Origin of the sequence: Pseudomonas sp. SWRI92, assembly GCF_014268685.1 — a bacterium.
GTDB classification, from domain to species: Bacteria; Pseudomonadota; Gammaproteobacteria; order Pseudomonadales; family Pseudomonadaceae; genus Aquipseudomonas; species Aquipseudomonas marvdashtae.
On record NZ_JABWQY010000001.1, the window covers coordinates 575,479 to 597,691 of the forward strand.

Annotated in this window: 18 protein-coding genes and 1 pseudogene; 12 read left to right on the plus strand and 7 right to left on the minus strand. The window is 62.6% G+C overall.

What is annotated here, in order from left to right:
- Window positions 1-6: 6 nt before the first annotated feature.
- The gene (locus HU762_RS02250) at window positions 7-447 is read left to right on the plus strand and encodes a CBS domain-containing protein (protein ID WP_186611924.1); all 441 of its coding nucleotides are present in this window, start codon (window positions 7-9) and stop codon (window positions 445-447) included.
- A 144-nt stretch (window positions 448-591) separates the two neighbouring features.
- Here HU762_RS02250 and HU762_RS02255 read toward each other — a convergent pair whose 3' ends face one another.
- Together HU762_RS02255 and HU762_RS02260 are read right to left on the minus strand one after the other, a co-directional pair.
- Window positions 592-1,629: an AraC family transcriptional regulator gene (locus HU762_RS02255; protein WP_186632317.1), complete on the minus strand. Its 1,038-nt coding sequence runs from the start codon at window positions 1,627-1,629 to the stop codon at window positions 592-594.
- Window positions 1,630-1,637: 8 nt separating this feature from the next.
- On the minus strand, window positions 1,638-2,552 hold the full coding sequence (locus HU762_RS02260; protein ID WP_186632320.1) for a GGDEF domain-containing protein: 915 nt from the start codon (window positions 2,550-2,552) through the stop codon (window positions 1,638-1,640).
- Between the two features lie 459 nt (window positions 2,553-3,011).
- Here HU762_RS02260 and HU762_RS02265 point away from each other — a divergent pair, with 459 nt between their 5' ends.
- The 5 genes from HU762_RS02265 to HU762_RS02285 all read left to right on the plus strand — a co-directional run bounded on the left by HU762_RS02265 (window position 3,012) and on the right by HU762_RS02285 (window position 9,550).
- Window positions 3,012-5,534, plus strand: a complete 2,523-nt coding sequence (locus HU762_RS02265; protein WP_186632323.1) for a TonB-dependent receptor — start codon at window positions 3,012-3,014, stop codon at window positions 5,532-5,534.
- A gap of 104 nt (window positions 5,535-5,638) precedes the next feature.
- Window positions 5,639-7,507 (plus strand): phytase, encoded by a 1,869-nt coding sequence (locus HU762_RS02270; RefSeq protein WP_238340340.1) that lies wholly within the window; start codon window positions 5,639-5,641, stop codon window positions 7,505-7,507.
- Window positions 7,508-7,570: 63 nt separating this feature from the next.
- Entirely contained in the window at window positions 7,571-8,278 is a 708-nt protein-coding gene (gene tolQ, locus HU762_RS02275) for a protein TolQ (protein ID WP_186632329.1), read from the plus strand.
- Window positions 8,279-8,291: 13 nt separating this feature from the next.
- Window positions 8,292-8,738, plus strand: a complete 447-nt coding sequence (tolR, locus tag HU762_RS02280; RefSeq protein WP_186632331.1) for a protein TolR — start codon at window positions 8,292-8,294, stop codon at window positions 8,736-8,738.
- Complete coding sequence (locus HU762_RS02285) at window positions 8,735-9,550, plus strand: energy transducer TonB (RefSeq protein WP_186632334.1); 816 nt, start codon at window positions 8,735-8,737, stop codon at window positions 9,548-9,550. Before tolR ends, HU762_RS02285 begins: the two co-directional genes overlap by 4 nt.
- A 6-nt stretch (window positions 9,551-9,556) precedes the next feature.
- On the opposite strand, the gene HU762_RS02290 is transcribed toward HU762_RS02285, so the two are convergent.
- The 4 genes from HU762_RS02290 to HU762_RS02305 are packed head-to-tail and all read right to left on the minus strand — an operon-like array spanning window position 9,557 to window position 14,224.
- On the minus strand, window positions 9,557-10,069 hold the full coding sequence (locus tag HU762_RS02290) for a response regulator (RefSeq protein ID WP_186632336.1): 513 nt from the start codon (window positions 10,067-10,069) through the stop codon (window positions 9,557-9,559).
- The gene (locus HU762_RS02295) at window positions 10,066-12,378 is read right to left on the minus strand and encodes an ATP-binding protein (RefSeq protein WP_186632339.1); all 2,313 of its coding nucleotides are present in this window, start codon (window positions 12,376-12,378) and stop codon (window positions 10,066-10,068) included. The genes HU762_RS02290 and HU762_RS02295 overlap by 4 nt, the downstream gene beginning before the upstream one ends.
- Complete coding sequence (locus HU762_RS02300; protein ID WP_186632342.1) at window positions 12,375-13,043, minus strand: response regulator transcription factor; 669 nt, start codon at window positions 13,041-13,043, stop codon at window positions 12,375-12,377. The genes HU762_RS02295 and HU762_RS02300 overlap by 4 nt, the downstream gene beginning before the upstream one ends.
- Window positions 13,040-14,224 carry a sensor histidine kinase gene (locus HU762_RS02305; RefSeq protein WP_186632345.1) on the minus strand — a complete coding sequence of 395 codons (1,185 nt, stop codon included), beginning with the start codon at window positions 14,222-14,224 and terminating at the stop codon, window positions 13,040-13,042. Before HU762_RS02305 ends, HU762_RS02300 begins: the two co-directional genes overlap by 4 nt.
- A 174-nt stretch (window positions 14,225-14,398) precedes the next feature.
- Between HU762_RS02305 and HU762_RS02310 the strand changes: the two genes are divergently transcribed.
- The 5 genes and pseudogenes from HU762_RS02310 (at window position 14,399) to HU762_RS02330 (ending at window position 20,283) form a co-directional block, all read left to right on the plus strand.
- Window positions 14,399-14,920 carry an SgcJ/EcaC family oxidoreductase gene (locus tag HU762_RS02310; RefSeq protein WP_186632348.1) on the plus strand — a complete coding sequence of 174 codons (522 nt, stop codon included), beginning with the start codon at window positions 14,399-14,401 and terminating at the stop codon, window positions 14,918-14,920.
- A 115-nt stretch (window positions 14,921-15,035) separates the two neighbouring features.
- A complete protein-coding gene (locus HU762_RS02315; protein ID WP_186611912.1) occupies window positions 15,036-15,545 on the plus strand; it encodes a sigma-70 family RNA polymerase sigma factor in 510 nt (169 codons plus the stop codon).
- Window positions 15,542-16,489: a FecR domain-containing protein gene (locus tag HU762_RS02320; RefSeq protein ID WP_186632351.1), complete on the plus strand. Its 948-nt coding sequence runs from the start codon at window positions 15,542-15,544 to the stop codon at window positions 16,487-16,489. Before HU762_RS02315 ends, HU762_RS02320 begins: the two co-directional genes overlap by 4 nt.
- Window positions 16,490-16,556: 67 nt before the next feature.
- Entirely contained in the window at window positions 16,557-18,980 is a 2,424-nt protein-coding gene (locus tag HU762_RS02325) for a TonB-dependent receptor (RefSeq protein WP_186632354.1), read from the plus strand.
- Window positions 18,981-19,157: 177 nt separating this feature from the next.
- Window positions 19,158-20,283: pseudogene (locus tag HU762_RS02330) on the plus strand (IS481 family transposase).
- 183 nt (window positions 20,284-20,466) lie between these two features.
- Here the strand turns inward: HU762_RS02330 and HU762_RS02335 are convergent.
- Window positions 20,467-20,868, minus strand: coding sequence for a hypothetical protein (locus HU762_RS02335; RefSeq protein WP_186611910.1), 402 nt, complete (start codon window positions 20,866-20,868; stop codon window positions 20,467-20,469).
- Window positions 20,869-21,114: 246 nt separating this feature from the next.
- On the opposite strand from HU762_RS02335, the gene HU762_RS02340 reads away from it, so the two are divergent.
- Entirely contained in the window at window positions 21,115-22,185 is a 1,071-nt protein-coding gene (locus HU762_RS02340) for a M28 family peptidase (protein ID WP_186632357.1), read from the plus strand.
- Window positions 22,186-22,213 lie beyond the last annotated feature (28 nt).

Sequence of the window (22,213 nt, forward strand, 5' to 3'; positions counted from 1 at the left end):
TGAACAATGAAAACCGCTGCTCAATTGGTAAGACTCAAGAGCGTACAAAACCAGCAGGTCCACAGCATCGCCCCTGAGCAGACGGTGCTCGAAGCGCTGCAGATCATGGCCGAAAAAAACGTCGGCGCGTTGCCGGTGATCGAGAACGGCCAGGTCATCGGCGTGTTCAGCGAGCGCGACTATGCACGCAAGATGGTTCTCAAGGGCCGCTCGTCAGTGGGCACGCCGGTACGCACCATCATGAGCGCACCGGTCATCACCGCCGACAGCCAGCAGAGCATCGACCGCTGCATGGAAGTCATGACCGACAGCCATTTGCGACATCTGCCAGTGTTGGACAACGGGCAGCTGATCGGCCTGCTGTCGATCGGCGACCTGGTCAAGGAGGCGATCGTCGAACAGGCGGATCTGATCCGGCAGTTGGAGCATTACATTCGCGGGCATTGAGCCCGCTATTCTCCCAGGAGCGGCTCTTGTGGCGAGGGAGCTTGCTCCCGCTGGGCTGCGCAGCGGCCCCACGATCTTACAGTCGCTGCGCAACTGAGCGGGAGCAAGCTCCCTCGCCACAACAGCGGTTCGCCGCCGAAACCCTCACCCCAACATCAGCAACTGCCGGATCAGCTTCGGCGTACTACCCGTCCAGCGCTTGAACGAGCGGCGGAAATTGGCCGTGTCGTTGAAGCTCAGGTATTGCGCCACTTCCTCATTGCTAAAGCCCTTGACCTGATACAGGTACAGCGCCACGTGGGTATGCACCCGGTCCACTTGCTGCTGGAAACCGGTGTGATGTTTGCGCAATTTGCGCTTGAGGGTCGCCGGGCTCATGGCGAAGGCCTGGGCGGTCTGCTCCAGGCTGGGCGTCTGTTGCACGTTTGAGCGCAGGTAGTCGTACAGGCAATCGAGAAAACTGGCGGTAAACCCCAGTTCATCGAGTCGATCCCGGGCTTCGGTCCGTGCGACCTGGCCGGCGGTGGCCGAGACGTTGGGCCAGGGTTGCGCCAGGCAATGGCGGGGCAGGCGCATCAAGTCCAGCGGTCGATTGAATTGGCTGTGCTCGCCCAGGTTAACCCAATACTGCTCGACGTAACGCGGCTCGTCATGACGAAAGCTGCACTGCCAGGGCAGGCGCTCGCCGCTGAGCCAGGCGCTCATCGCCACCATCGACGTCATGCTCGCCTCCAACACGAAGCGCCATTGCTCATCGGCCCCGCAGCTGTCCAGCCAGTGAACGTAGGCGTAATGCTCATCCAGCAACAGGCGCGGCGCAGCCAAGGGGCAGAGCAGGGCTTGTTGCTCGATCAAGGTTTCCAGTGCCTGGTGCAGATTCTGCGCGTGGCGCAAGGCATGGCTGGCCGGCCCGTAATGCCCGGGCAGCAGCCGCTGGCCGAAGAGAAAACTGCTGTCGCTGGCGTCCAGCAGGCGTCGGCTGTTGTCGATCAAACCGAGAAACTGCTGGGGGCTGATGCGGCTCTGGCCCGCCAGGATGTCCTCGTGAAACAGCCCGGTGCCGCGCAGCAAACGGTGGCTGTCGACGCCCCGCGACAGCGCCAGGTCGATCAACGCGGCTGGTTGATAGTGGCCCGGAATGAAGCGGCTGTCGGTTTCGTACCAGCAGGTCTTGACGGTCATGGGCGGCCTCAGGCGCTTTTCGCCAGGGTTTGCCGGGACTGGGCCAACCTCAGGTTCAGGCGCTTGAGCAGGGCTTGGGGGCTTTCGTCGAACGCCATGACCACCGCCGTGCCCGCACTCAGTTGCAAGCGCTCACCGTGTTGCCGGGTCTTGTGGGCCAAGCTGCGAATCGCCTGTTCAAGCTCCACAGCCAGCCGTTGCGCCTGGCTTTCGCCGGTATCGGGCAACAGCACCACAAAACGATCGCCAGCCAGGCGGCAGAGCAGGTCCTGGCGCCGCAAGTTGAGCACCAGCAGTTGGCTGACGGCCTGCAACACCGCATCGCCTTCGCCATGGCCGAAGCGCTGGTTGATGGCGCTGAAGTTGTCCAGGTCCAACGCGAGTAATGACAACGGTTGCTGCCGACGTCGGCTGTCTTCCAGGCTGGCGGTCAATTCGTGCTTGAGGAAATCCGCGCCGCCCAATGGAGTGAGTTTGTCGAACAGACGGTGCTCGCGAAACAGTCGCTCGCGCTTTTCCATCTGTCCGTTGATCGCCAATTGTTCGCGGTGCCAATGATAAATCCCCAGCGTCAGCAAGATCATGCCCACCGGCATCGGTCCCGATTCCAGCCAGTGATCCCAAGTGATGCTTTCCGGCAGGCGAATGAACTCATCCAGGCTGTCGATCCACCACGAAAAAAAGATACAGCCCAGGCCCAGCACCAGGTAGTTGGTCACGCGACCGGCCGGGCGGCTTTTGAGCACCAGGCCCAGCCAGACCAACGCCAGCAGCGCCGAGCCGCCTTCACCAAGGATGTCCAGCCAGATCCATTCCTCCAGCGGCTTGAGCGTTCCAGTGGCCAGGTGCAGGAGCAATCCAAGGTTGGCGGCCAGCAGGAGCAAGGCCAGTTTCAAGCGATGAGGGCGGAGCACGGAGAACATGGCCGGAATCCTTTGCCAGAAGCGGAATGCGGCCCAGCACAGCAGATGGATGTGACAGCGCGGTGACGGCGGGTGAATGAAGTCGAGGGGTCGAATCAGCTCATCGGTCATGCGGATTTTTTCTCAGGCAACCCCGTTCCCGTGGCGAGGGAGCTTGCTCCCGCTCGCAGCAGCAGTCGTCAAACCGCTGCCTACGGTGTGCCTGGCGAAACGGGTTGGCTGGGTTGGGGCTGCTTCGCAACCCAGCGGGAGCAAGCTCCCTCGCCACAAGAGCCTCATTGCCGGCATGTAGGCCAGGTCATTTCAGCTCATTCCGTCATGCTCCACCCCCCAAACCAGCCGATTGCGGCCTCCAAGCCCAAACCCTGTCACAGAACCGTCATTGCCCACCCCTAGCGTGCCCTTCCAATTGCCGGGCGGTTGCCTGGCGGATTTTCGGATTCCTGGGGGAGGACCACCATGCATCACCGCACCAGCACTGCCGGACTCGTCGGCTTCACCTTCACCGCGCTGGCATTGGCCATTGCCAGTGAACGGCTGAGCGCCGCCGAGCAAGCGGCCACGGAGCACGTCGAAGTGGTTGGCCAGGCGGCCAGCATCGACCAGGCGCTGAAGGAACAGCGCAGTTCCGACAGCATCAAGAGTGTGGTGCATGCTGACGGCGTGGCTCAATTGCCGGACGAGAACGTCGCCGAAGCAGTGCAGCGCTTGCCCGGTGTGAGCGTCGAGCGCGACCAGGGCGAAGGCCGATTTGTCAGCGTGCGCGGCTTAGGCCCGGACCTCAACAGCGTGACCATCAACGGCACCCTCGTGCCAGCGCCGGAAAGCGAGCGCCGCGCCGTCGCGCTGGATGTGTTGCCCTCGGAACTGGTGCAGTCGCTCTCGGTGATCAAGACCCTGACGCCGGACATGGACGCCAATTCCCTTGGCGGCACGGTGGATGTCAAAAGCCTCTCGGCTTTCGATCACAAGGGTCTGTTCTACACCGGCAGCAGCGAAGCCAGCTACGACAAGAATACCGGCCAGACCAGCCCGAAATTCTCCGGCGCCATCAGCGACCGCTTCAGCCTCGGCGACGGCATCGACAATTTCGGCGTGGCCGCGGCGCTGAGCTGGCAGAAGCGTGACTTCGGTTCGGACAACGTCGAAACGGGAGGAGCCTGGGACTTCGAGCAGGGCCCACGACTCGAAGAACTGGAGATGCGTGACTATGACATTCGCCGGGAACGCGCCGGTGGCGGGCTGAATTTCGACTACAAGCCCGACGACTTCAGCAGCTATTACCTGCGCACGCTCTACAGTCGCTACAAGGACATCGAAACCCGCAACGCCGCCAGCATCGCCTTCGACGACCCGCAGGCGGCGGGCGAGCTGGGTGCTGCCGAGGGCGAACGCAAACTCAAGCAACGTGAAGAAACCCAGGAAATCCAATCCTACGTGCTCGGCGGCGAACGCCTGTTCGGCCTCTGGACCTTGAGCGGCCAGGGCGGCTACAGCAAGTCCAGCGAAGACAGCCCCGGACACATCGCCGGCGCCACGTTCAAAGGCATCGACGGGTTCGACGGTGGTTTCTATGACAGCGACAAGCCGCGCCCGATCATTGCTCCAGGCTTTTACGACCCGGCCAACTTCAGCCTCGACAAGGTCGATTGGGAACAGCAGAAAACCACCGACACCGAAAAGAACCTGCGCCTCGATTTGGCCCGGGACTACGACCTGAATGGCTACGCCTCCCAGGTCAAGTTCGGCGGCAAGGTCAGCCGCCGCGACAAGGACAACGACCTCGACGCCTGGGTCTACGAGGACTTTGGCGACCTGGGCTTCACCGATGAACAGCTCAATCTCGGCCAGTTCCAGAAGGGCAATGTGGATTACCGCCTCGGCCGGTTTGGCCCGGGCATCAGCGCCGACGCCATCAAGCAATTGCTCGGTGGCCTTGACCGCGACCCGTTCTACGACGCGCAGGAATCGCGAGTCAATGACTTCACCATGAGCGAAGACATCAACGCTGCCTACCTGATGAACACCGTTGATATCGACGACTGGCGCTTCATCGCCGGCATGCGCTACGAGGGCACCGAGTTCGAGGCCAAGGGCACCGGCGCCACCGATGGGGTGTTCACCGATACACAAACCCGTCGCAAGTACCACCATTGGCTGCCGGGCCTGCACGCCCGCTACCAGCTGGACAAGAATACCCAGGTGCGCGCGGCCTGGACCAAGTCCGTGGTGCGCCCGACCTTCGGCCAGTTGGCCCCGGGATTTGTCATTGATGATGACGAAGCGACTTTCGGCAACCCGGACCTCAAGCCGCTGGAGTCGAGCAACCTGGACCTGGGCATCGAACATTTCATGGGCCACGCCGGCACCGTTTCGGCCTTTGTGTTCTACAAGGACATCAAGAACTTCGTCTACAACACCGACCTGGCCGGCACCGGGGCCTGGACCGATTTCGCCGAGGCGCACAGTTTCGCCAACGGCGACAGCGCCAAGCTGTACGGCCTGGAACTGGCCTATTCGCAGAAGTTCGATTGGCTGCCGGCACCCTGGAACGGGCTGTTGCTGGGCGCCAACACCACCTTCAGTCGATCCGATGCCGAGATCGAAGGTTTCGACCAGGCCAGCGGCACCCAGCGCAAGCGCAGCATCGACCTGCCGAACCAGTCGGACACCGTCGGCAACCTCATGCTCGGTTGGGAAAACGACAAGCTGAGCCTGCGCTTGTCGGCCAACTACAAGTCGGCGTACCTCTATGAATTGGCGTCCATCAGCGACCGAGACCACGACCTGCACGTCGACGCCCAGACCTTCGTCGACTTCAGCGCCCGTTATTCGCTGACCAAGAACCTGCAAGTCAGTCTTGAGGCGCAGAACCTCACCGACGAGTCGTATTTCGTCTACACCGGCCATCGCTCCTATAACGGCCAGTACGAAGAGTACGGGCCGACGTACAAGCTGGGGCTGACGTTTACCCATTTTTGAATACACCACAGATGCGGTGAACACGCATTGCTGAGTCTGGTTCTATGACAAGGATTTTTCCGTTGAATACAAAGCTGTCTTTTCCCAAGCAGTATCTGCTGACGATGTGGCTCAGCCTGTTGGCCGGCCAGGCCTTGGCGGCCCCGAGCCTGAAGTTGCAACCCTGGGCACAGGCTTTCCCCGTGAATGCCCTGGCATTCCTGCCCGGCAACGGGGCGACCGAGCGTTTGGCGGCTGGTCGTGATGGCTTGCTGTTGCTCGATGCCAACGGCCGCGAACTGACGCGCCTGAAGGGCGGCTTTGAAGGCCTAGATACTCGCGCCCTGGGCCGCAACGTGCTGGTCGCCAGCCTCGACAGTCAGCGCCAACAAGCGCTGCTGGTCAGCCTCGATCCACAAAAACGTCAGTGGAGCACGCCGCTGTACCTGCCGACGCGGGACTTTCCGGTGAACGGGTTGTGCCTGTACCGCGACGAAGCGAGCAACCTGTTCGTGTTTCTCGTGGGGGAAGAGGGCAAGGGCGAACAATGGCTGGTCGGCGCCGGCGAGCGGCTGAGCGAAACTGCCCAGCGCGTGCGCGGCTTGCCGCTGCCACCGGATGCCACGACGTGCCAGGTCGAGGACGGCGCGAGCCAGCTATTCGTCAACGAAGAACGCGTCGGCTGGTGGGCCTATCCGGCGGCGTCGGAAGCTGATGCGGTGCGTATCCCAGTGGCGATGCGCACGCCGTTCGGTGACATCGAACACGTCGCCGGCGCGATGGCGACACTGCCGGGCGGCATGCTCGGACTCGACCCCGACGCGGCGCAACTTCACCTGTTCCAGCAAGAAGGCAGGGCCTGGATTGCGCAGGCCAAGCTACCGCTGCCGGGCCTGAAGGAGCCGGAAAGCCTGGCGCTGCGTAAAACCGCAACCGGCGTTGAACTGCTGCTGCGTGACGACGACAACGGCCAGCTGTACCAAGGCTTGATCGACTGGCAACCGACGCCGCTGGCCGTGCCGCCGAAGTTGCCCAGCGTGCCCGCCGTTGCCCAGAGCGAACCCGTGGCGCGCCAGGGCGACGCCGCCGATGACCCGGCGATCTGGGTTCACCCGACCACGCCGGCGTTGAGCCGGGTCCTGGGCACCAACAAGAAGCAAGGCCTGCTGGCCTATGACCTGCAGGGCAAGCTGTTGCAGGAATTGCCGGTGGGGCGCCTCAATAACGTCGATGTCCGCTCGGGTTTCAAACTGGGCACACAGACCGTCGACCTTGCCGTCGCCAGCAACCGTGATCGCAACAGCCTCAGCCTGTTCACCATCGACCGCGCCAGCGGAGAACTGCGCGAAGCCGGCGAGATACCCACGTCGCTCAAGGAAATCTACGGGATCTGCCTGTTCCAGCCCGCCGAAGGCGAGCTGTACGCCTTCGCCAATGGCAAGGACGGTCGTTATCTGCAATATCGCCTGAATGCTACGCACGACATAGTCACGGGTGAGCTGGTGCGCCAGTTCAACGTCGACAGCCAGCCCGAGGGCTGCGTTGCCGACGACCAGCGCCAGCGTCTGTTTCTCGGTGAGGAAGACGTTGGTGTCTGGGCCATGGACGCCCGTGCCGATCAGCCGAGCACCTTGACCAGTGTGATCAAGGTCGGCCCGCAGTTGCATGCCGACGTCGAAGGCATCGCCCTGTACCGCAATGCCGGGCATGACTACCTCGTGGTGTCCAGCCAGGGCAACGACAGCTATGTGCTGCTCGATGCCGAGCCGCCTTACACCGTGCGCGGTGCTTTGCGGGTCGGCTTGAACGCGACCGCCAGAATCGATGGGGCTTCGGAAACCGATGGCCTGGAAGTCACCTCGGTGAACCTCGGTGGGCCTTGGAGCCAAGGGATGCTGGTGGTCCAGGACGGGCGCAAGCGCATGCCCGAGCAAGCTCAGAATTTCAAGTTCGTCCCGTGGGCCGACGTGGCGAAAGCCCTGGACCTGCCTTGAGCGGCGCTGTCATCAACCGGTCACGAACATCTCATGCAATAGCCGCCAGACAGGAGTTCAACCATGCAAGCGACACTGGAACACATGACCATCTGGGGCCTGATCAGCGACGCGAGCCTGCTGGTCAAGGCCGTCATGCTCACGCTGTTACTGGCCTCGCTGCTGAGCTGGTATCTGATCATCCAGCGCAGCGCGGTGCTGCAACGCAGTGAGCGTCAGTTCAACGGCTTCATCCAGCGTTTTCGCAGCAGCGCCGATTTGCTGCCGTTGTACCGCGAGACTGCCCAGGCGCGCGAAGAGGACGGCGGCGTCGCGCCGATTTTCCATGCCGGCTATCAGGCGTTCACCCAGCTGAACCTGCCTTCCGGTAACCCGGCGGTGGTGCTCGAAGGGGTCGAGCGTTCGCTGCACGTGGCGATCAGCGAGCAGGAAGTCCAGCTGGAAAAAGGCCTGCAATTTCTCGCCACCGTCGGCTCCGTCAGCCCATACATCGGCTTGTTCGGCACCGTCTGGGGGATCATGAACGCCTTCCTCGGCTTGTCCCAAGTGCAGCAGGCCAGCCTGTCCACCGTCGCGCCGGGTATCGCCGAAGCCTTGATTGCCACCGCCATCGGCCTGTTCGCGGCGATCCCGGCGGTGGTTGCCTATAACCGCTTCGCGGCCCGTGGGCAAACCTTGCTGACCCGCTACTACGCCTTTGGCAACGAGCTGCAAGCGCGTCTGCACCGCAAGCTCCACGGTGCTCCGCTGAACCTGGCCACGGCCGCTTGAGAGGAGAGGGCAGATGCTAGTCAAGCCGCAACGCAAGCACGGGCCGAAGGCCGAAATGAACGTGGTGCCCTACATCGATGTGATGCTGGTGCTGCTGGTGATTTTCATGGTCACCGCCCCCATGCTGACCCAAGGCGTGAAAATCGAATTGCCCAAGATCGCCAACGAAGCCTTGGCCAATGACAGCCGCCAGCAGATCCTGACCTTGTCGGTGAAGGCCGAAGGTGGTTATTACTGGAACCTGGGCGGCGAGCTGGACACCCACCACCAGACCGACAGCGCCGTCGACCTGGACCAGATGCGCGCCAAAGTGGCTCAGGTGGTTGCACAGCACAGCGACACCCAGGTGTATATCCGCGCCGACGATCACGCTGATTACGGCCGGGTGGTGGCCGCGATGGCGGCTTTGCAGCAGGGCGGGGTGAGCAACCTGGGACTGGTGACCGAGGCACCGCGATGACCGCCATGACATTTGAACGGGCGTCCCTGGGTTTTGCGTCGATGCCCGGCCCCGGGCTCTGGCGGAACACGCTGGCGGCGGGGTTCGCCGTGGTGCTGCACGCGGCGGTGGCAGCCTTGCTGATACTGGGGTGGACGGTGGAAAAACCGCAGGTCGAGACGCCTCGGGTATTGCGCACGCAACTGGTCATGCTGCCGCCGGCACCCGTGCCCGAAGCGCCCGCGCCAGCCCCCGTTCAGGAAACACGCGTGGCGCCAGAGCCGACGCCGGCACCGATGGAAACACCGAGCCCGGCGGCGGCCAAACCGGCGGTTGACTCACGAGTCCAGGCTCAGAAGTTGGAGCAGGCCGCCCTTGCGCGCAAACGGCTAGAGGCGCAAAAGCATGAGCAACAGGCTGAACAGCAACGCGAACGCCAGCAAAGCGAGCGGCGCCAGCAGGAAGCCGAGCAACAAGCTGCCGAGCACCAACGCCAGGCGCAAGCGGCGCAGGCGCTGGCCCAGCAACGTCGCGCCGAGCAGGCCCGCGCGGCGGCGGCCGACAGTCGCAGCTATCTGCCCTTGAGCAAGGAAGCGCCGGACTACCCGCAACGGGCCCTGGACAAAGGTCTCGAAGGCGATTGCACCGTGGAATACAGCGTGACCCCGGACGGGCGCATCGATAACCCAAAGGTGCTCGACGGCTGCCACCCGCTGTTCATCCGGCCGTCATTGGCCGCCGCCCAGACCTTTCGCTACCAGCCGCGAATCGTCGATGGCAAGGCCGTCACGGTGCCAGCGGTGCGCAACACCTTTCACTTCCGGATCAAATAGCCACGCTCACCTTGGGTGTGTACCTGGAACCCCGTCGTGGGTGTTCCCGCAAGGATTGGCGCCAGCGGTGGGTCGATGCTGGCGCAACAGTTCGATTTGCTGGGATGGAACCAGGGTTCGCAACGCCTTGTAGAGCGCTCGGGTTTCCAACAGGTTCCAGACGCGCAACATGGTTTCCAGCGCGTCGAGGGGCTTGCTGATGAAATCCCGCGCGCCGAGTGCCAAGGCCCGCAAGCGGGTGTCGCGGGTGGCGTCGGCGGTCAGGACCAGGATCGGCAGGTAGTCGTTGGCCGGAATGCGCCGGTTGAGTTGCTCCAGCACGGCAAAGCCGTCGAAGGCTGGCATGTGCAGGTCGAGGATGACCAGGTCCGGCTCGAAACTGTTGAACAGGTCCAGCGTGCGCAGGGGTTCGGTGCTGCTCAGTACATTGTGCAGCCCTTCGCGGGCCAGCAACTGCTCCATCAGCTCCAGGTTGGGGCGCTGATCGTCGATGATCAGGATGCGCAAATCGTGGTTCATGCAGGCTCCGGTAAATAACGTTCGAGATGGCCCAGGAAGGCCTGGATATGAATAGGCTTGGTCAGGATCGCCGTGGCTCCGGCATCTAGCAGCGCGCGGTGGGCCAGGGCGCTGGTGTCAGCGGTAATCATCAGCACTGGCGTGGACGCGGTGGCTGGGGACTGGCGCAGGCGGCGCAAGACTTCCAGGCCTTCGAGGTCGGGCAAGGTCACGTCCAGCAGGATCAGTTGCGGCACATGCTGGCGAGCCAGGTCCAGGCCCATCTGGCCTTGCATGCTCGACAACAGTTGGATGCCCGGACGGCGCTGCATCAGGGTCTCGATCAAGGCGAGGCTCGACAGGTTGTCTTCGATGCACAGGACTTTGCCGTCGAACTCGGTGCGCGGACGCGTCACTTCCAGCGCCACCCTGGGCGGCAGGTTGGAGCCGCTGACATGGGCACTGGGCAACCGCAGCGTGAAGCAGCAGCCGTGTCCCGGTTCGCTGCGCACTTGCAGGCTGCCTTGCATCATTTCCAGCAGGCTCTTGCTCAGGGACAGGCCGAGGCCGGTGCCCTCGACCTGGGGATCCGCGCCCAGGCGCTCGAAAGGCTTGAACAGTTGGCCCAACAGTTCCGGGGCGATGCCATGCCCGGTGTCGCTGATGGCAACGTTTACCGCCGTGCCCTCGACCACGACTTCAATGCGCACCTCGCCGCCCGGCTTGTTGTACTTGATGGCGTTGGACAGCAAGTTGAGCAGCACTTGGACCAGGCGCTGGCGGTCGGCAAGCACGCCGCTGCCCTCCGGCAATGGCGCAAGTTCGGCCAAGTGGATACCCGCATCGGCGGCCATGGGTGAAACCAGCGTCAAGGCTTCATGGAGCACAGCCGGTAGCGCGATCGGCTCGATGTTCAGCGGCAGCCGGCCGGCCTCGATCCGGGCGATGTCGAGGACCTCGTTGATCAACGCCAACAAGTGCTGGCCGGCGCGCAGGATGTGGCTGACCTGCGGCCGCTGGCCGGCGATGGAATCCATGTCCAGCAATTGCGCGAAGCCAAGGATGGAATTGAGCGGCGTGCGCAATTCATGGCTCATGCGCGATAGAAATTCACTCTTGGCCCGACTGGCGCTTTCCGCTTCTTCGCGGGCGGTGCGCAGGGCGATCTCGGCGGTACGCCGGTCGGTGATGTCCCGGGTAATCTTGGAAAAGCCGCGCAAGGCGCCGGTGCCGTCGTACTGCGCGGTGATGACCACGCTGGCCCAGAAGCGGCTGCCGTCCTTGCGACAACGCCAGCCTTCCTCCATGTAATGGCCGTCGCGTGTGGCCTCGCGCAGGGCCATGTCCGGGTGCTCGGGACACTCTTCTGCCAAATAGAACAGCGAAAAGTGCCGGCCGAGCACTTCCTGTTCGGTGTAGCCCTTGATCCGCTCGGCGCCAGCGTTCCAGGTGATCACGTGGCCCTTTGCGTCCAGGGCGAAAATCCCATAGTCCTTCACGCCATCGATGATCAGCCGCAGGCGTTCTTCGTTGTCGCGCAAGGCGCGCTCGCGCTCGGCCAGCAACTGCCCGGCTTCCACCAGGCGGGTGCCGAGTTGACCGATTTCGTCCCGCTCCGGCGGTTGTGGCAACAAGGGTTGACCCAACGCCAGGCGCTGGGCGTTGCCCTGTACTTGCTGGACCCGGGCAACGATGCCCTTGGACAGGAACAGCACGGCGACGACTGCACCGAACAATCCACACACCGCCGCCAGCAGCGTGGCGAACAACAGCCGCATGCGCGTGGCCGAGGCGGCGGCGCTGCGGTCGGCGAGCAGGGCATCTTCGCGGATGCGCATGGCGCTGATCTGTTCGCGCAATACGTCCAGCACCTGTTTGTTCTCGATCAGGATCGCAGTAATGGCTGCGGTGTCGTCGGCCTTGCCGGTGCGCAGGGCAAGCAGCCCCTGGAGTTTCTCGCCGATCAGCGGCGTGATGGTCTCCAGGTGCTCGCGCATCCTGGCGTCGCGGATATTGTGATCCAGGCGCTGTAACGCGGCCTGAATCTTCGGCGTGGCCTGTTCATAGCCGGGCAGGAAGTCTTCGCGCCGGGTCAACAGGTAGCCGCGCACGCTGGCCGCGGCTTCGGCCAGCAAGGTATGCACGGCCTGGATATCACCCTGGACCAGCAGCACCCGGCGCACGTCTTCCTCGGCGCGGGCGGTCTGGCGTTCGGTGATGTAGATCAACACCAGCGACAGCAGCAGGACCACCAGCGGCAGCGAGATCACCACCAATGCCTTGCCACGCAACGGCAGGTCGGCCCAACGGCGGGCAGCGAGAAACCTCATGGCCATTGTCCGCAGGGTTGGGCGACCAGCCCCAAGGCGACACCGCGCACCGCTGCCTGGGTGCGGTCGGCGGCGCCGAGCTTGCCGATGACTCGCTCGACGTGGGCTTTCGCCGTACCGGGGGCGATGCCGAGCTTCTCGCCGATCTCGCGATTGCTGAAGCCACTGGCGACCAGCCCCAGCACCTGGCGTTCACGGGTCGTCAGGGCCTGGACCTGGCTGGTGCCGTTGGCGCCGCGCTCGGCCATGCGCCGCAGGAGGCGTGCGCTGACCGAACTGTTGAGCGCTTCCTCGCCCTGGGCGACCCGTTTCAAGGCATCGAGCATCTCGGCGCGGCTGGCATCCTTGAGCAGATAACCAACGGCGCCAGCGCTGATGGCCGCTTCGAGGTGATCGGGGCTGTCGTCCATCGTGAAGATGATCACTTTGATCTGCGGCTGACGTTGCCGCAGGATGCGCGCCGCGCCAAGACCATTGAGCACCGGCATGCGGATGTCGAGAATGGCGATGTCCGGTTGCAGCCGTTCGCACAAATCCAGCGCCTCCTGACCGTCGCTGGCCTGGCCGACGACCTCAAACCCTTCGGTGCCGGCCAGCATCGAGATGAATCCGGTGCGGGTGACTTCGTGATCGTCGGCCAATAACAGGCGCAGGGGACGGTTCATGATTGGGCTCCTTGGGCCGGCAGCGGCACGCTGGCCAACAATCGAGTGCCGCCACCGGGTTCGCTGCAACAGCTCAGCTGGCCGCCGAGCAGACTGGCGCGCTCCTGCATGGCCGCCAGCCCGAGGTGAGAGGTGCCCTGGGTCTCGACAGGTGTTTCCAGGGCAAACCCCCGGCCATCGTCCTCGACCCGCAGCGAGACGTGATCGTCGCGCACCGCCAATCCCAGGACAACATGGCTGGCCTGGGCATGCTTGAGAATATTGTTGATGCCTTCCTGGGCAATGCGGAACAGCGCGATTTCGGCGTTCGGCGACAAGCGCGCCGCGCTGTGCTCGGCCCATTCCACCTCCATCCCGGCGTCGCGCAGGCGATCAGCCTCCTTGTCGACGGCGGTAAACAAACCGAAATCATCCAGCACATGGGGACGCAGGCCACCGATCAGCTGCCGACTTTCACCGACGCAGCCTTGCGCCAAAGCCAGGATGGCTTGCAGCGCCTCGTCCAGCGCCGGCGGCAGAGGCGGACAGCGACCGGCAAACCCTTGCAGGCGCTGGTGCAGCCCGGCCAGGTTTTGCGCCAGGCCATCGTGCAGGTCATACGCGACACGTTTGCGTTCGTCTTCCTGGGCGCTGAACAAGCGATGGACCAGCTCGGACATGGTCCGCTCCCGGGCCTGGAGCGTCTGGAGCAGCCGGCTGTTCTCCAAGTGCGCCGCCAACAGCGTTGCCAGCAATTGCAGTGATTCGATGTCTTCGGCGTCGGGCGCGCCCAGCGGCACGCTGTTGCCCAGCAACAGCGCGCCGAACACCGCGCCATCGGCCCCACGCATGGGAATTTGCAGGACCTGGGCCAATGCGCTGCCAGGGCAATCGAGCCATTGCGGGCTTGGCGAGGGCGGATGAGCAAGGTTGGCGAGGACGTCGAGGCCATCGCTGCTGCCGTGGCTGGCGACCGTCTGCAACGGCGTATCCGGCGTCCACTCCAGCAACAGGCCGTGGTCCATGGCGACGAACGCGCACGCGCGTTGCACCGCACGCTGGCGCATTTGCGCCAGTGGCAGCCGGGTCAGTTCATGCCCGGTGCCCAGCAACAGGCCCAGGCGTGCCGCCCGGCTTTGCGATTGGCGGTACTGGCTGCGGATCGCCAGGGCACTGCCAGGGTCATGGGGTGGGCTTTGCATGGGGAAACTCCAGCGTGGAAAGGAACCGGCCTGGTTCGTGATGGGCTCATTAGACCTTGTGATCGACACCGGGCCTATCTGCCGAACGGCATAGGCGATTGGCACCGGTTGGCCGATGGCGAGCGCAGCGAACGCCGGCAAAGTGGGCTCATTGAAACCCAAAGGAACGCAACGATGAAAATGAAAACCTGTGCCCTGGCTGCTTTTTTCCTGTTGGCTGCGCCATTTGTCCATGCCGTGGAGCCCGTGCCCTTCGTCTACCGCACCGTGGCCGAGCAGCCGCAGAACGTGAATGATCGCGAAATCGCTGGGTTGTTCGACCGTTGGAATGCCGCGTTGCAAACCGGCAGCGCCACCGCGGTGACCGGCCTTTACGCCCCGGATGCGATTTTGCAACCGACCGTGTCGAACAAGGTGCGCAGCACGCCGGCGCAGATCCAGGACTACTTCGACCACTTCCTGGCGGCCAAGCCTGTCGGCGTGATCAATTACCGGGAAATCCGTCACCTGGGGCCAGATGCAGCGATGGACAGCGGCGTCTACACGTTCACGCTGACTCAGGCCGATGGCACCCAGCGAGAAGTCCAGGCGCGCTATACCTTCCTCTATGAGCGCCTCGACGGCCAGTGGAAGATCATCAACCATCACTCCTCAGCCATGCCCGAAGTGCCGAAGACGCTGCATGCCAGTCACTAAAGGGACTGGTTTCACCCGGCGTGTTCGACATCGAGCCATTAAACCCTTGGATTAGCCCGCGGATATTAATTAGAATCAGTCTCATTTAAGACATTCTTGCCCAGGGCCCCTTTACATGCTTGATGCAGCTAAGCCGGCGGAGCACGCCCTTCATGCTTTATACCGTGACCACGGCGGTTGGCTCGAAGGTTGGCTGAGGCGGCGCCTGGGCAACGCCTGGGATGCGGCCGACCTGCGCCAGGATACGTTTTTGCGGGTATTGTCCAGCGCCCAACCCCTGGCTGACTTGCACGAACCCCGTGCTTATCTGCTGACGGTGGGCAAGAGGCTCCTGAGTAACTTCTATACCCGCCGCAACCTGGAACAGGCGTATCTCGACGCCTTGGCGAGCTTGCCTGAAGCCTGCGTCCCGTCCCCGGAGCAACGCTGGTTGCTGCTGGAAACCCTTCATGCTCTCGATGAACTGCTTGACGGCCTGCCGCCCTTGGTGCGGCGGGCTTTTTTGTGGAGCCAGCTCGAAGGGCTTGGCTATCGAGAAATCGCCGAGCGCTTGCAGGTGTCCGAGCGCACCATCAAGCGCTACATGGCCCAGGCCTATGAGCATTGCTTGTTGGTGGAGTTTTGATTCGCCAGGCACCGTCGCCCCAAGCCCGTGAAATCGCCCGGGCGGCGGCCCGTTGGTTGGCGAAGATCGAATCGGGCGAGGAGGGGGTCGATCACGCTGCGCTGCAACGCTGGCGCGAAAGCGACGCCAAGCACGAGGCTGCCTGGCAAAAAGCCCAGCGCTTGCGCCAACGATTCACCGAGGTTCCGCCTTCTCTGGGCATGGCAACGCTTGATCGTCCCGCGTTGGCACGCCGCGCCGTGCTCAAGCGCGCCTTGGGCGTCGCCGCGGTGATGCCTGCCGCCTGGTTGCTGGGACGCCAATTGCCATTGGACGCCTGGCGTGCCGACCTGCACACCGCCACCGGCGAGCAACGTCGCTGGACGTTGGCCGATGGCAGCGCCTTGCAATTGAACACCGACAGCGCCGTGGACCTGGACCTTCGCGCGCGTCGCCTGGTGCTGGTACGCGGCGAAATCGCCCTCAAGGTTTCCGGCACCCAGCCATTGGCGGTGCAAACTCCCTACGGTGTCATCACGGTCAACCGAGGCGAAGCCTGTATCCGTCTGGATGAGTCGACCTGCCAAGTGTCGGTACTCAGCGGTTCAGTCCAAGTGCAGCCATTGCGCGGGCCAACGCTGGGGCTGGAGCAAGGCCAACAGGTCCATTTCCAAGCCGCCGGCGTGGGCTCGATCAGCGGTTTCGACGCCATGCAGATGGGCTGGCGTGACGGGGTGCTGACGGCACAGAACCAGCCGCTGGGCGACTTCCTTCGAGAGCTGGACCGCTATCGCCCGGGCGTGTTGCGCTGGGACCAGGACTTGGAGTCGCTTCGGGTGACTGGCAGTTTCCGCCTGGAAAACACCGATCGCATCCTCGCGTTGCTCTCGGCCAGCTTGCCCTTGCAAGTGCAGATGCGCACTCGCTACTGGGTCACCGTGACCCGGCGCAAAAATATCGCCTGATGCCTGTCCCCTTTTTTTGTCTCGCTTGTCATCCATGGCAACTGAACAAAAACGAGAGCGCTCTTCAATGTCCGCAGTACTACCTTCGCAGTTGCGCCTGGCCACGGCTGGCCGGCGTTCGTTGTTGAACCTGGGCCTCATGCTGAGCCTGAGCGCCAGTCCACTTTTCAGCTCATCCAGCCTGGCCGAAGACAACGCCCGGCGCAGCTATCAGGTTCCGGCCGGCAGTCTCAGCGCCGCGCTGACCCGGTTCGCCGGGCTGGCGGGGGTCAATCTCTCCGTGGACCCGGCTTTGGTGAACGGGCGCGACAGCGCCGGGCTGGCTGGCGAATATGGTGTAGAGGAGGGCTTTGCCCGCTTGCTGCAAGGTTCCGGGTTGCAACTGCAACCGGTTGGTGAGCAGGCATATACGCTCATGCCAGCGCCGCAGGGCAATAGTCTGCAATTGGCGCCGACCTCGATTCTTGGCGCCACCGATGCTTCGCAAGGCGAGCCGTACGCAGGCGGGCAAGTGGCGCGTCGTGGTTCCCAGGGTTTGCTTGGGTCGCGAGACTTCATGGAAACGCCGTTCAGCATGACCACCTACACCGGTGAAACGGTCAAGAACCTGCAAGCGCGGACCTTGGGCGATCTGGTCGCCAGCGATCCCTCTGTGCGCGCCACCAACCCGGCGGGTGGCCGCTTTGAGCAATTCTCTATCCGGGGGTTGAGCCTGTTCAACAGTGACGTGGCCTATAACGGTCTCTACGGCGTGCTGCCGACCTACACGATCGACATGGAAATGGCCGATCGCGTCGACATCCTCAAAGGCCCGACCCAGCTGATCAACGGCATCTCGCCGCGCGGCGGCGTCGGCGGCGGAATCAACGTGGTGTCCAAGCGCGCCACCGACAAGCCCATCACCTCCGTCACGGGCAGCTACGCCTCCGACAACCAACCCGGCGCGGCCGTGGACGTCGGCCGACGGTTTGGCGAGGACAACCAGTTTGGTGTGCGTTTCAACGGTGTGAAACAGTCCGGCGACACAGATTGGGACCATCAGAGCGTCGACCGCCAGATGGCCGTGCTGGGCCTGGACTTTCGCGGCGAACGCCTGCGACTCTCAACGGACATCGGGCACACCGAGCGCGAAACCGACGCGCCGCAGGAACGCGTCCAGGTGGCCGCCGCCGCGCCGGTCCCCCGCGCCAGTGATGTCAGTCGCAACTATGCGCAGCATTGGACCAAGGCGCGCACCGAGGACACCTTCGGCGCGGTGAACGCCGAATACGATCTCAACGATTCGGTCATGCTCTACGGCGGTGCCGGGGCACGTAAGAGCAATCATGACTTCCTGCGGCACAACGTGGTGGTCAGCAATACCGCTGGCGATTTTGCCGTATCGCCCCGTGATTTCACCCGGGACGAAAACGTCCGCACGGCCAACGCCGGGGTGCGCAACTGGTTCCAGACCGGCCCGGTGAGCCATGAGCTCAACCTGGCCGCCAGCTACTTCTACATGGACTTTGAAAACGGCGGCGCCCGCTACGCCAACGGCCGCAGCAACCTCTACGATCCGGTGCAGACACCCAAGCCAAACATCCCCACGCGCCCGGATGCCAAGGTCTACACCGAGAACCACTTCAGCGGCGTGGCGCTGTCCGACACCTTGGGCTTCTTTGACGACCGGCTGTTGCTGACCCTAGGCGCACGCTGGCAGCGGGTGGAGGTCGACGACTGGTCCAACGGCCTCAAAGGCCCCACGGCCTACGACGAAGAAAAAATCTCGCCGTCAGGCGGCATCCTGTTCAAAGCCACCGACAAGCTGTCGCTGTATGCCAACTACATGGAAGGCCTGAGCCAAGGCAAGATCGCACCGACGTCTGCCGATAACAGCGACGAAATCTTCCCTCCGTTCATCAGCCGCCAGGTCGAGATTGGCGCCAAGTACGACGCCGGAGCCCTGGCGGTCACCGCCGCGGTGTTTCGGATCAAGCAGCCGGCCTACGCGACCGACGCCACGACGAACGACTTTGGCCCGAACGGCAAGCGCGAAAACACCGGTGTTGAATTGAGCGTGTTCGGTGAGCCCATCAAAGGCGTGCGCCTGCTGGGTGGGGTGATGTACATCGACAGTAAGTTGACCGACACCACCAACCCCGCCTTCGATGGCAACCGGGCGCCGGCCACGCCGGAATATAACGTCAATTTGGGGGCTGAGTGGGACGTGCCGACGGTGCAGGGTTTGACCTTGACCAGTCGGGGTATCTATTCCAGTTCGCAGTATCTGGATCCTTCCAATACCAAGGAGATTGATTCCTGGGAGCGGTTTGACGTGGGGGCGCGTTATGCCTTCAAGGTGGATGACAAGCGCGTTACCTTGCGGGCCAATGTCGAGAACGTGGCGGATAAGCGGTATTGGAGTTCGGCGGGGGCATCGGATGACAGTGAGCCGGGGTTGACGTTGGCTACGCCGCGGACTTATCTGGTATCGGCTACGGTGGATTTTTGAGGGCTTTTTGGTTTTTGGGTTGGTGTGTATATCCGTTTTTTTGGTAACGGTTGCTAATGGTTTCGCTTTTACAGCGAGTCACTTTCGATAGAGCGTGTATGGACCGGACACATGGTTGACGGGTGTGCGGGGACATGGTGGACACTTTTCAGCGAGCTAATTCGCCGGAAAGCCATCATGCCTTGGACTACGAGAGACACCATGAGCCTGAAAGGAAGAGTTCGTTGCCTTAGCGCGGCAACCCGGTAGCAACAAACGTGAGCTGTGTCGACGATTCGGTATCAGTCCGCAAACGGCGTACAAGTGGCTCGAACGCTACGAGGCGCAGGGGCAGCCTGGTCTGCAAGAGAAGTCCCGCAGGCCAGCGACCAGCCCCAAACTGACCGAGGCCGCTTTGGAGGCTCAAGTCATCGCACTTAGGCAGGCCCATCCGGCATGGGGCGGACGCACAATTAGCAGCCTGTTGGGCAAGCGCATCGCTGCCAGCACTGTGACCAACGTCTTGCACCGGCATGGCCTGATCCAACCCTCTCAGAGGGACCAAGCCGCAACGCTGCGGTTTGAACACGACGCGCCTAATGATCTTTGGCAGATGGACTTCAAAGGGCATTTTGCGCTGCAACAAGGTCGTTGCCACCCCCTGACCCTGCTGGACGACCACTCTCGGTTCAGCCTAGCCATTCAGGCTTGTGGCAACGAACGGGGAGCCACAGTGAAGGAGAAGATGATCGACGTTTTCCAGCGCTATGGCTTGCCGGCTCGTATTAACGTCGATAACGGCCCACCCTGGGGTTCGCCCCGCAATCCAGGAGAAATTACAGAACTAAGTATCTGGCTGATTCGCTTAGGAATCCGGGTCAGCTTCAGCCGTCCTCGCCATCCCCAGACCAACGGAAAGATTGAGCGTTTTCATCGCTCTCTAAAAGCGGAAGTGCTTGATGGGAGGCATTTTTCTACACTGATGGACGCTCAATCGGCCTTTGATCGATGGCGCGAAGTTTATAACTTGCAGCGTCCTCATCAGGCGCTGGGCTACAAAGTGCCTATGGACCGCTATCGCACCAGTCCTTGGGCGTATCCGCAGCAACTATCCGACTTCGAATATGGTCCGGATGATGTATTGGCCAAGGTTTATCAGAGTCGATTCCGCTTCCAGAAACGCTACTTCAGCATCGCTAAAGGACTGGTTGGACAGCACATCGCAATACGCCCTAACGCCGAAAGCGATGGCTTGTTTGACGTCTATTTCTGCCATCATTTTTTACGGACCTTCGACATCAACAACCCTGACTACGGCGCATAATGTGTCCACTATGTCTCCGCACGGGTGTCAACCATGTGTCCGGTCCATACACGCTTTTCGAAAGTGACTCGCTGTAAGAGCGAAACCAATAGCAGCCGTTACCGAAGAAATGGATATACACGCAAAGCGAAACCGCCAGCAGCCATCACCGCAGCAACGGATATGCACACCGAGCGAAAACCCTCAACCACCACCAAACAAATCACGCGAATCCAACAACCGCCAGGCAATCTCAGGCCGCTTCTCCAACCCCCGCCGAATCGCCGCCGGAATTGACTGGCGAATCTTGCGGCATAGCCCAGGCTGCTCATCAAACTCGATCGCAATACCCCGCATGGTCCGCACCTCGTTAAAACCAGGCTCAATGGTCAAACGCACCCCCAGATTCTCAAACAGCCGCTGCTGCAACCGCTCCAGCTCATCCAGGCTCTCGATATTCTCCAACCGCTCAAGCAGACGCTTCTCCTCCTGACGATTCAGGCAAAGGATGCGCAAATCGCTGCCCGGCGTTTGCAGCAACGCATCACGCCCACAATCACAGACGCCAGGCGGGCAGGGGGGACGGATTGGCATCGACGCGGTCATGGGCTTCACAAGGTCTGCAACACAACAAAATCGCCTTCGACGTAGGGGCGTTCCACGCAATGTGATGCTTGGCGCCGCGCCGGTCAACCCTCCCGCTAGGCCATTTGTCCGCACCTTGGCAGGCCCCGCTCGTCAGTTTCGTCACGATCCGATCAAATTTTTCAGCGCCAGGCGGGCTCAAGAAGACAGACACGTCGCGGCCCGCTTCGTCAGGCGGCGCGCCCGGAAAAAAGGAGACTTCATTCGATGCAAACCAATCCGACCACCTTAGCGCTGCTGGAAGAACTGCTGATGGCCCGCGGGCCTGGCGGGCAAGAGCAGGAAGTGCGCGATATCTGCCTGCGCGAGCTCAAACCGCACTGCGACGAGACCTGGGTCGATCCGGCCGGCAATGTCGTCGGCCTGATCAAGGGAGCCCGTCCGACCGCCAGGTCCAATTCGCCAATCAGGATCATGGCGCACCTGGATGAGATCGCCATGCTGGTCAAGCGCATCGAGCCCGACGGCACCTTGCGGGTGGTGGCGCTGGGCGGTGCCAACCCGATCAATTTCGGGGTATGCCCGGTGGACATTCTTGGCGACCGGGATTTCATCCCTGGCGTGCTGTCGTTCGGGTCGATGCACAGCACCGGCGAAACCCACCAGGGCGCGGATGTGCTGTCGGGCAACGTCAATTGGGGCGACGTTCATGTCATCACCCGTTGTTCCAGTGAGCAATTGCAAGCGCACGGGGTGCGTCCCGGGACGCGGGTGGTGCTAAGCCAGCATTGGCGCCAACCTTTCCGGGTCGGCGATGCCCTGGCCGCGCATTTCCTCGATGACCGCGCGCCCATGGTTGCCTCCATCCAGGCCGCCACGTTATTGGCCGCGCGCCGTCAAGAGCTGGCAAGAGACGTGTATTTCGTCTTCACGACGCAGGAAGAAGAGTCCAATGCCGGCGCGCTCTATGCTGCCAGCCATCTGCCTGGGGATGTCACGGTGGCGGTTGAGGTTGGGCCGGTAGTCGCGGAATACGCGACTCGCCTGAGCATCGATCCGATCATCAATACAGGCGACCAGAATGGCTGTTACAGCCGCGATGTCGTCGACCAGTTGTACCAGGCCGGCAAACGCTGCGGACTGACGCCGCAGCTCGCGCTGCTGGTGGATTTTGCCAGTGACGCCAGTGCAATCATGAGCAGCGGGATTTCAGCCCAAGGCGGTTGTATTGCGATTCCGACCGAGAACACCCACGGTTATGAACTGATCGTGGACGGCAGTATCGAGGCCTGCGCGGCGACGTTGCTGGAGTTTCTGCTCGATCGCGCAGGTGGCTGACACGCCACCGAGCTGAGCGTGGGAGCAA

Coding starts and splice junctions, on each gene's coding strand:
- HU762_RS02315 (WP_186611912.1), top strand. CDS start 15,036: ATGCTTGATGCAGCTAAGCCGGCGGAGCACGCCCTTCATGCTTTATAC.
- HU762_RS02265 (WP_186632323.1), top strand. CDS start 3,012: ATGCATCACCGCACCAGCACTGCCGGACTCGTCGGCTTCACCTTCACC.
- HU762_RS02255 (WP_186632317.1), bottom strand. CDS start 1,629: ATGACCGTCAAGACCTGCTGGTACGAAACCGACAGCCGCTTCATTCCG.
- HU762_RS02250 (WP_186611924.1), top strand. CDS start 7: ATGAAAACCGCTGCTCAATTGGTAAGACTCAAGAGCGTACAAAACCAG.
- HU762_RS02290 (WP_186632336.1), bottom strand. CDS start 10,069: ATGAACCACGATTTGCGCATCCTGATCATCGACGATCAGCGCCCCAAC.
- HU762_RS02335 (WP_186611910.1), bottom strand. CDS start 20,868: ATGACCGCGTCGATGCCAATCCGTCCCCCCTGCCCGCCTGGCGTCTGT.
- HU762_RS02260 (WP_186632320.1), bottom strand. CDS start 2,552: ATGTTCTCCGTGCTCCGCCCTCATCGCTTGAAACTGGCCTTGCTCCTG.
- HU762_RS02295 (WP_186632339.1), bottom strand. CDS start 12,378: ATGAGGTTTCTCGCTGCCCGCCGTTGGGCCGACCTGCCGTTGCGTGGC.
- HU762_RS02310 (WP_186632348.1), top strand. CDS start 14,399: ATGAAAATGAAAACCTGTGCCCTGGCTGCTTTTTTCCTGTTGGCTGCG.
- HU762_RS02300 (WP_186632342.1), bottom strand. CDS start 13,043: ATGAACCGTCCCCTGCGCCTGTTATTGGCCGACGATCACGAAGTCACC.
- HU762_RS02340 (WP_186632357.1), top strand. CDS start 21,115: ATGCAAACCAATCCGACCACCTTAGCGCTGCTGGAAGAACTGCTGATG.
- tolR (WP_186632331.1), top strand. CDS start 8,292: ATGCTAGTCAAGCCGCAACGCAAGCACGGGCCGAAGGCCGAAATGAAC.
- tolQ (WP_186632329.1), top strand. CDS start 7,571: ATGCAAGCGACACTGGAACACATGACCATCTGGGGCCTGATCAGCGAC.
- HU762_RS02285 (WP_186632334.1), top strand. CDS start 8,735: ATGACCGCCATGACATTTGAACGGGCGTCCCTGGGTTTTGCGTCGATG.
- HU762_RS02325 (WP_186632354.1), top strand. CDS start 16,557: ATGTCCGCAGTACTACCTTCGCAGTTGCGCCTGGCCACGGCTGGCCGG.
- HU762_RS02305 (WP_186632345.1), bottom strand. CDS start 14,224: ATGCAAAGCCCACCCCATGACCCTGGCAGTGCCCTGGCGATCCGCAGC.
- HU762_RS02270 (WP_238340340.1), top strand. CDS start 5,639: ATGTGGCTCAGCCTGTTGGCCGGCCAGGCCTTGGCGGCCCCGAGCCTG.